The sequence below is a fragment of the Clostridium chromiireducens genome, from assembly GCF_002029255.1.
In the GTDB taxonomy this organism is placed as follows: Bacteria; Bacillota; Clostridia; order Clostridiales; family Clostridiaceae; genus Clostridium; species Clostridium chromiireducens.
Genome location: NZ_MZGT01000128.1, coordinates 1 through 8,000, shown reverse-complemented (window position 1 = coordinate 8,000; position 8,000 = coordinate 1). Strand labels below are relative to the sequence as shown.

The window sequence follows — 8,000 nt, the reverse complement described above, 5'->3', positions numbered from 1 at the left end:
TGTTAGGAGTGATTATAATGAAATTAAGTAAATTTATAAGAGTATCAACTATATTTATGATTTGTATGGTTTTATTAAGTAATATTATTGGGGCCACTATGCCAGAAAAGATAAAAATAATTACAGAAAAGGAGGCAATAAATACTGTTCAGTATGATGGTAATAATATTTCAGTACATAGATTAAGAATTGAAGGAAGTAATAATGTAACATATTGTTTAGAAATAAATAGACATTATCCATCAGGTCATAGTTTTACGATGAGTACAGATATGAATGAGAAACTTAATAACATTCTTGCAGCAGGATACCCTAATAAGTCTGCGCGTGAGTTAAATTTAGATAATGATAATCAAGCATATTTTGCTACTCAAATTGCAATATGGAGTTTATTTCAGGGTTATGATGTTAATGCAATTAAAAGTCAAAATACTAAAATTCTAGAGGCCATAAAAAAAATATACACTGGTGGGGTTGCTGCAAAATACAATAGCATCTTTCAAAGTAGAATTTATAAAACAAGTGATGAGTCAGTACAAGATGTAGTAGTTATTTCTTATGACGATCTCACTATTGAAGAACAAGTTGAGTCAATGGAATCTGAATATCCGCCACAAGAAGGATAAAAAAATATTAAGGTATATTTATCACAACTAAATAACATAAGATATGTAAGTATTCAGATTAATAAAACAAAAAAGTGTGGTGCATAATGTAATATTATGTTAAAATGTATCTAAAAATAACACTTTTCAAATTATTTACTTAAAAAGAGCAGTATTAGGAAGTTAGTACTGCTCTTTTTTCTAAAATTGTTATTATATTATTTTGTAAATCTTATATATACTATTAAATTTTACATCAATTTATTATATGATTCATGTGAATAAGTTTAATTGTTATATATATTTGACAAAAGTATGAAACAATATACAATTATGTTATAAGGTTTAGGAGGAAAAATAAATGAAAAAAACGTTTTTTGGATTAATATTTGGAATTATATTGTTTTCGTTAATTGGTTATAGTAATTTTGCAGACAAAATTAGGACAAGTTTTAGTGATAACATTAAGTATTCAGGAATAAATATGCAGGAGATAAAGGAAGATAAAGTATTAAATAATTTAGGAGAAGAAATTGGCAAAAGGGGTATAGTAAACTATAATCCTGATAAAATAACTGAGGAATCCTTAAGTAATTTCTATAAAGACAAAATTAAAAATTCAGGCTATGACTATTATACTTTAATAAACGAAAAAGATAAGACAAAAGGAATAGTATCTGTTGCATGTATAAATGTATTAACATATGCTGAAATAGATGATAATGGATATATAACAAGAGCTACTAAAAACTTTGAGGTTAAGTAACACAGGTTTTTCTTTTTTCTTTATACAGTCAACAATTTGGCTGTATTTTTTTATTTAACAAACCTGATAAAAGGGTAGCAGCTGTAGCTGCCACCAATCATATAAGAAAATTAATAGTTTAGGCAATAAATTATATATACTAAATTAATAATTGTTTTTTTAAACAGTATTTATAATCTTTCGTGTTTAATTTTTAAAACTTTGTCAAGGCTCTCAAAAACAGATTGATCATAATCCTGATGTAAGGATACTTCGAGCACATCATATAGTTTTTCTAATTGTTTAATAATTTGATCTAAAACAGAATCGTTTTTAACCAATAAAAACATCTTACTAGTTGAACCATCACCAGTTTGAGCACATAATATTCCTTCAAGATTGAACGCTCGTCTAGCAAATAATCCTGTAATATGGCTCATCACTCCGGAATGATTTCTAACTAATAGTTCAATAAGATAAAAATTTGTATTAATCATATAAATATTCACCACCAATCATTTCAATATTTGCTTTTCCAGGTGGTACCATAGGAAGTACATTCTCAGTTTCTTCGATTGGTACATTAATTAAACAAGGGCCATTTATTGATAATAATTCCTCTAATTTTTCAAGAGGATTCTCCTCACAGCCTAAATCACATGATTGTATGCCAAAGCCTTCAGCAATAATTTTGAAGTTTGGATTTGATATAAAATGTGACGCTATATAATGCTCACTATAAAATAGTTGTTGCTGTTGACGAACTAAACCCAAATGATGATTGTTTAGTATGATAATCTTAACATTAAGATTATAGTCAGCAAGTGTTGCTAGTTCTTGAATATTCATTAAAATTGAACCATCACCGCTAAAACAAATTATTGTCTTATCTTTATTTGATAAGGCTGCACCTATGGCTACAGGAAGCCCAAATCCCATAGTTCCTAAGCCGCTTGATGATAAGTATGACTTTGCTTTTTTAAATGGGTATCTTTGTGCTACCCACATTTGATGCTGACCAACATCAGATGTAATTATAGCATCTTCCGGCACTTTATTTCCAACATACGGAATAATGTTTGAAGGATGTAATTCATTATTATAAGTAGGTAATGGATATTTTTCCTTATAACATGTAACTCTTTGATTCCAGGTATCCCTTGGCTTATCTTCTATATGTGGTAGAATATCTTCTAAAAAGTCATTAACATTTGCAACCATTGATAAACTACTAGTTTTAACTTTATTTATTTCAGAAGGATCTATATCAATATGAATTATTGAGGCATTAGGACAAAATTTTTCTACGTTTCCTGTAGCTCTATCATCGAATCTTACTCCTAGTGCTAATATTAAATCAGCTTCGTTAAGTAGGTAATTAGTAAAAGGAGCTCCATGCATTCCAAGCATTCCTAGACATAAATCATCATCACACGGAAATGCTCCCAATCCCATAAGACTTAAAGCAACAGGTATATTATTTTTCTTTGCAAGATCATACAAGTTTGAAGATGCATTAGAATTAATTATACCTCCACCGGCATAGATAATAGGTTTCTTAGAATTGTTTATCAATTCTGCAATACATAAAAGGGTAGAGCCTTTTAAACTTTCTCTTTGAAATGAATTATTTTTAACGTTTTTATTAGGAAACTCTTCTAATTCAATAATCTCTGTTTGAATGTTTTTTGGTATATCAACAAGTACAGGACCTGGCCTGCCTTCTAATGCTATTTTAAAAGCTTCAGGAATTACCGTAAAAAGTTCATGGATATTTCTAATTAAAAAATTATGCTTTGTTATAGGAATTGTAAGACCATATGCATCTACCTCTTGGAAAGCATCAGTACCTATTGCAGATAGAGGAACTTGACCAGTTATCGCAACAAGAGGAATAGAGTCTAGCTTAGCATCTGCAATAGCAGTTAAAAGGTTTGTTACTCCAGGGCCTGATGTTGCAAAACATACACCTACTTTATTAGTACTTCTTGAGATTCCTTGTGCTATGAAACCACACCCTTGTTCATGACGGGCTAATATATGTTTAATATTACTTTTATATAATGCATCATAAAGTGGGAGATTAAACCCGCCAGGAATACCTGATATATATTCTACACCTTCATTTTCTAATAATTTAATAACAATTTCAGAACCACTATATTTCAAGAATATCACTCCTTACGTAAAATTAAGTTATATGAATTAATATGAAATATATATAAATTTATTTCATATTAGTTTATGTAATAAAAAAACTCTTCGTCCTAATTATATAGGACGAAGAGATACTCACCGCGATACCACCTAAATTTGTATTATTAAATACACACTCATTAATATAATACAGGAAAAATCCGATATTATTGTCTCTTTAACGGTAGACTGTCCGTTTAATTCTACTCTCCAAAGATTTCGATTAAAAACTCCAAGGCTACATTCTATATATACTTCATGAGAATTTACAGCAACCATTCTCTCTCTGCGTTTCAATAATATATGTACTCTTCCTCTTCACAGTTTTTATCTTATTATGCTTTATATAATTATAGTAAAAAATTATCAAACTTGTCAATGAATATTTCAAAATGTAATAAAAAATCTGAATATTCAAATAAAATTCGCATTATAAATAATTTCAAGCAAAAATTTCATGTATTTTTAATAATTGTATTATTTCACAAAGCGGTAAATTAGTATACAATTATATTATAATGGTTAAGGAGGTACACAAGATGAAGAAATCTAGATTAGTAAAGCTTACAATAGTTTCATTAGTAGTAACTTCAGTAATGGCATTAAATCCAGTTGGAGCTAATGCTGAATGGAAAAAAGACAATCATGGCTGGTGGTATAAGTCAGGTAGTTCTTATTATACGGGTTGGAAATTAATAGATAAAAACTGGTATTATTTTTATTCAAATGGTTATATGGCACACGATACTACCATAGATGGGTACTATTTAAATTCTAGTGGTGCATGGACTAATTCTGTACAAAGCAGCTATGCATCAGATTTGGATTCATTAGGACAGGCAATATTAAGTAACATTAGATTAGAGAATGCTTCTTTTTCTATAAAATATAATGGAGATATAAATAATGTGGGAAATGCTATTCAATCTGAGATAGACAAGCTTAAGTATACAAATCCACTTGAAGCATACAACGTATCGGATTATTATATTCAGATGACATCAAGATGGGGTTCATCAGATGTAAATGTTAAAATTAATTGCACATATAAGATGTCAGCAGAGATGGCATCAGAATTAGACTCTAGAGTAAAAAAAATAGTGGCAGATATTGCTCCAAATAGTATGAATCAATTTGAAAAAGAACGAGCAATCCATGATTGGATAATTAAGAATACACAATATGATCAATCTTATACAATCTATGATCCATATAATACTTTAATTAAGCATAGTGGTGTTTGCGAAGGATATACTTTACTTGCTCAAAAAATGTTTACAGCTGCTGGAATTAAATCAATTCTTATAGAAGGTACTGCAGATGGACAGAGTCATGCATGGAATATGGTTTATATAAATGGCCAATGGCATCATGTGGATCTTACATGGGACGACCCAATATCATCTCGAGATATTTTAAGATATGACTATTTTAATCTAACAGATAATCAAATTAGTAAAGACCACTCTTGGGATACATCAAAATATCCAAGTGCTAAGTAGTAAATTTCATTGTAATTCCTAGAACTTAATAATTGATTGAATAAAATTTATCTCACTAATATTTTCAAGAAACTGTAGAAGTAGCTTGGAAATGTTAGTGATTTTTTTTATATTATCAATCATTTGGGTTTATGAGCTTACTATGATAAAATAGGAGAGTATATATTTACATAAAGGAGATTTAAGGTTAATGAATATTATTACATTGGAAAGAATAAGTAAGAGCTATAGTGATAAAATATTATTAAATGATATATCTTTAGGGATTAATGAAGGAGATAAAGTTGGTTTGATAGGACTAAATGGTGCCGGAAAATCAACATTTTTAAAAATAATTTCTGGAAGAGAAGAATTTTTTGAGGGAAATATTACTAAAGGTAAAAATGTTAGAATTGAGTATTTAGATCAAAATCCAATTTTTGATATAGATGCAACTGTTTTAGAACAAGTATTTAAAGGTGATACTAAGGAAATGAATCTCCTAAAAAAATATGAAGAATTATTAGAAAAGATTAATAATTGTGAAGTTGATAAATTTGAATCATTAAATAATGAATTGATAAAAGTTCAAAGTCAAATTGATTCTTTAAATTTATGGGATATTGAAAGTGACGCTAAAACTATATTAACTAAACTTGGAATCAAAAACTATAGTGATAAAGTAGGTAATTTATCGGGGGGACAAAAAAAGAGAATAGCACTTGCCTGCGCTCTTATAACTCCATGTGACTTACTTATACTAGATGAGCCTACGAATCATCTAGATTCGGATTCTATCGAGTGGTTAGAAGAATTTTTAAATATGAGAAAAGGTGCTCTATTAATGATCACTCATGATAGGTATTTTTTAGATAGAGTTACAAATAGAATTATAGAATTAGATAGAGGTAACTTATATTCATATCCAGGTAATTATACTGCTTTTCTAGAAAAAAAAATAGAAAGACTGGAAACTGAACAAGTTCAGGAAGAAAAGAAAAATGCCTTAATAAGAAACGAATTAAAGTGGGTTAGAAGAGGTGCAAAAGCAAGAAGTACTAAACAAAAAGCTAGACTTCAAAGATTTGATGATCTTGTAAATACTGAAAGTATAAGAAGACAGGAAGATGTTGATATTTCATTTGTAGGTTCTAGACTAGGTAAAAAAGTAGTTGAACTATACGATGTTTGTAAATCTTTTGGGGATAGAACTTTAATTAAAGATTTTAGTTACATATTTTTAAGAAGTGACAGAGTTGGTATAATCGGTGAAAATGGTGCAGGTAAGACAACTTTAGTAAATTTACTTAGAGGGATAGTTCCATTAGATAGTGGAAAAATAGAAATTGGAGACACAGTTAAAGTAGGGTGTTTTTCTCAAGATAATAGTAATATGGACCCTAAATTAAGAGTTATAGATTATGTAAAAGAAGGCGGAGAGTACATTCCTGTAGAGGATGGAACAAAGATAACAGCATCAACAATGTGCGAAAGATTTTTATTTGATAGTATTATGCAGTATACTCCTATAGAAAAATTGTCTGGTGGAGAAAGAAGAAGACTTCATTTGCTTAGAGTTCTTATGGAATCACCTAATTTTCTAATTTTAGATGAGCCTACAAATGATTTAGATATTGAAACATTGAAAATATTAGAAGACTTTTTAGATAAATTCTTGGGAGTAGTAATTGTTGTATCCCATGATAGATACTTCTTAGATAGAATTTGCAGTAAAATATTTTCATATGAAGGTAATGGGCTAATTAAAGAATACAATGGAAACTACAGTGACTTCTTGATTTCTAAAGAACTAGAAAAAGCCAGCTCACAGTCAAATAATGAGAAAAATACAAGTGAATCAAAGGACGATAAGAGTAAATTTCTAAAGGAGAAGACTAAAGAAAATAAGCCTAAGTTTACATTCAAGGAACAAAAGGAATATGAAACAATAGATGAAAATATAGCTAAATTAGAAGAAAAACTTAAAAATATTGAAGAAGATATGAGTAAAAATTCTTCAAATTACGGCAAACTTAATGAGCTTATGAAAGAAAAAGAGCAAGTACAAAATGAATTAGATACCAAATATGAAAGATGGGAATATCTAAATGAAATTGCAGAAGCTATCGAAGAGTATAAAGGTAGTAACTAGGTTAATATACAAATAATCTGATTCAAGGAGGATAATAAGTTTATCATTATTAAATATGTTAATTAAAGATAAACTTGTTCAATATATCATGGAACTACATATTTATTTAAAGGGAAAAGATGAGCCAACTATATTTAAAGGAGAGCGCATAGATACTTTAGATATTGAGCTTCAAGGTAAGAAATATAAACAAATAAGATACTTTAGAAAAGGAATTTCTAAATCGCAATACATAAGTGTTGATTTGATAAAAAAGATGAAGGCAATTGAAAATGAAGGAGATATAAAGTGATTAAACAGATATTACTTGAAGGGTTTAATAAGAATATAACAAATTCATCTTTAATGAAAGGTCAACGCATATTAAAAAATGACTTGCTTAGAGAGTTAAACTGTACTGTAGACAAAGATTACATTAAAATAAACTCGTCTGTAGTGTCAGAAAGCCTTCTAAGTGAGTACTCATGTAAGCTTGAAATAGATAATGTAACAAAAGAAATTATCGGTACTCATTGTAGTTGTTTAGATTTTGAGAAAAATGAGTTTCTAAAGGATAATTATTGTTGTAAGCATTTAATTGCCACTTTTTATACATTCTTAAAGAGAATCGATGAAGATGAAAAATTAAGAAATACAATCTCTAATAATGTTGATGTTAAAAATAAAAAGAAGAAAATTAAAGAAAACTCAAATGATGATTTATTAACTTTACTTATAGGGGATAGCGGTAAGGAAAAACTTAAATTCGAAATTACTATAAATAAAAATAATTGGTCATCCAAACTTCAAGTGGAATTTAAAATAGGTCTAAGAAATAGAAG

8 protein-coding genes and 1 other annotated feature are annotated in these 8,000 nt (G+C 28.6%); of the genes, 6 read left to right on the top strand and 2 right to left on the bottom strand.

Annotated elements, in window-relative coordinates:
• Nucleotides 1–17 precede the first annotated feature (17 nt).
• Nucleotides 18–626: a thioester domain-containing protein gene (locus tag CLCHR_RS23375; protein WP_079442328.1), complete on the top strand. Its 609-nt coding sequence runs from the start codon at nucleotides 18–20 to the stop codon at nucleotides 624–626.
• Between the two features lie 340 nt (nucleotides 627–966).
• Nucleotides 967–1,371 carry a hypothetical protein gene (locus CLCHR_RS23370; RefSeq protein ID WP_079442327.1) on the top strand — a complete coding sequence of 135 codons (405 nt, stop codon included), beginning with the start codon at nucleotides 967–969 and terminating at the stop codon, nucleotides 1,369–1,371.
• A gap of 170 nt (nucleotides 1,372–1,541) precedes the next feature.
• Here CLCHR_RS23370 and ilvN read toward each other — a convergent pair whose 3' ends face one another.
• Nucleotides 1,542–1,847 (bottom strand): acetolactate synthase small subunit, encoded by a 306-nt coding sequence (gene ilvN / locus CLCHR_RS23365; protein ID WP_079442326.1) that lies wholly within the window; start codon nucleotides 1,845–1,847, stop codon nucleotides 1,542–1,544.
• Complete coding sequence (gene ilvB / locus CLCHR_RS23360; RefSeq protein WP_079442323.1) at nucleotides 1,840–3,519, bottom strand: biosynthetic-type acetolactate synthase large subunit; 1,680 nt, start codon at nucleotides 3,517–3,519, stop codon at nucleotides 1,840–1,842. Before ilvB ends, ilvN begins: the two co-directional genes overlap by 8 nt.
• Before the next feature lie 104 nt (nucleotides 3,520–3,623).
• Nucleotides 3,624–3,877, bottom strand: a binding site (T-box leader).
• Nucleotides 3,878–4,085: 208 nt separating this feature from the next.
• On the opposite strand from ilvB, the gene CLCHR_RS23355 reads away from it, so the two are divergent.
• The 4 genes from CLCHR_RS23355 to CLCHR_RS23340 all read left to right on the top strand — a co-directional run.
• Nucleotides 4,086–5,048: a transglutaminase domain-containing protein gene (locus CLCHR_RS23355; RefSeq protein WP_079442322.1), complete on the top strand. Its 963-nt coding sequence runs from the start codon at nucleotides 4,086–4,088 to the stop codon at nucleotides 5,046–5,048.
• Nucleotides 5,049–5,238: 190 nt separating this feature from the next.
• The gene (locus CLCHR_RS23350) at nucleotides 5,239–7,179 is read left to right on the top strand and encodes an ABC-F family ATP-binding cassette domain-containing protein (protein ID WP_079442321.1); all 1,941 of its coding nucleotides are present in this window, start codon (nucleotides 5,239–5,241) and stop codon (nucleotides 7,177–7,179) included.
• Nucleotides 7,180–7,267: 88 nt separating this feature from the next.
• On the top strand, nucleotides 7,268–7,471 hold the full coding sequence (locus CLCHR_RS23345; protein ID WP_079442330.1) for a hypothetical protein: 204 nt from the start codon (nucleotides 7,268–7,270) through the stop codon (nucleotides 7,469–7,471).
• The coding region (locus tag CLCHR_RS23340; RefSeq protein ID WP_207652341.1) for an SWIM zinc finger family protein at nucleotides 7,468–8,000 on the top strand (533 nt) is incomplete at its 3' end. The genes CLCHR_RS23345 and CLCHR_RS23340, both read left to right, overlap by 4 nt.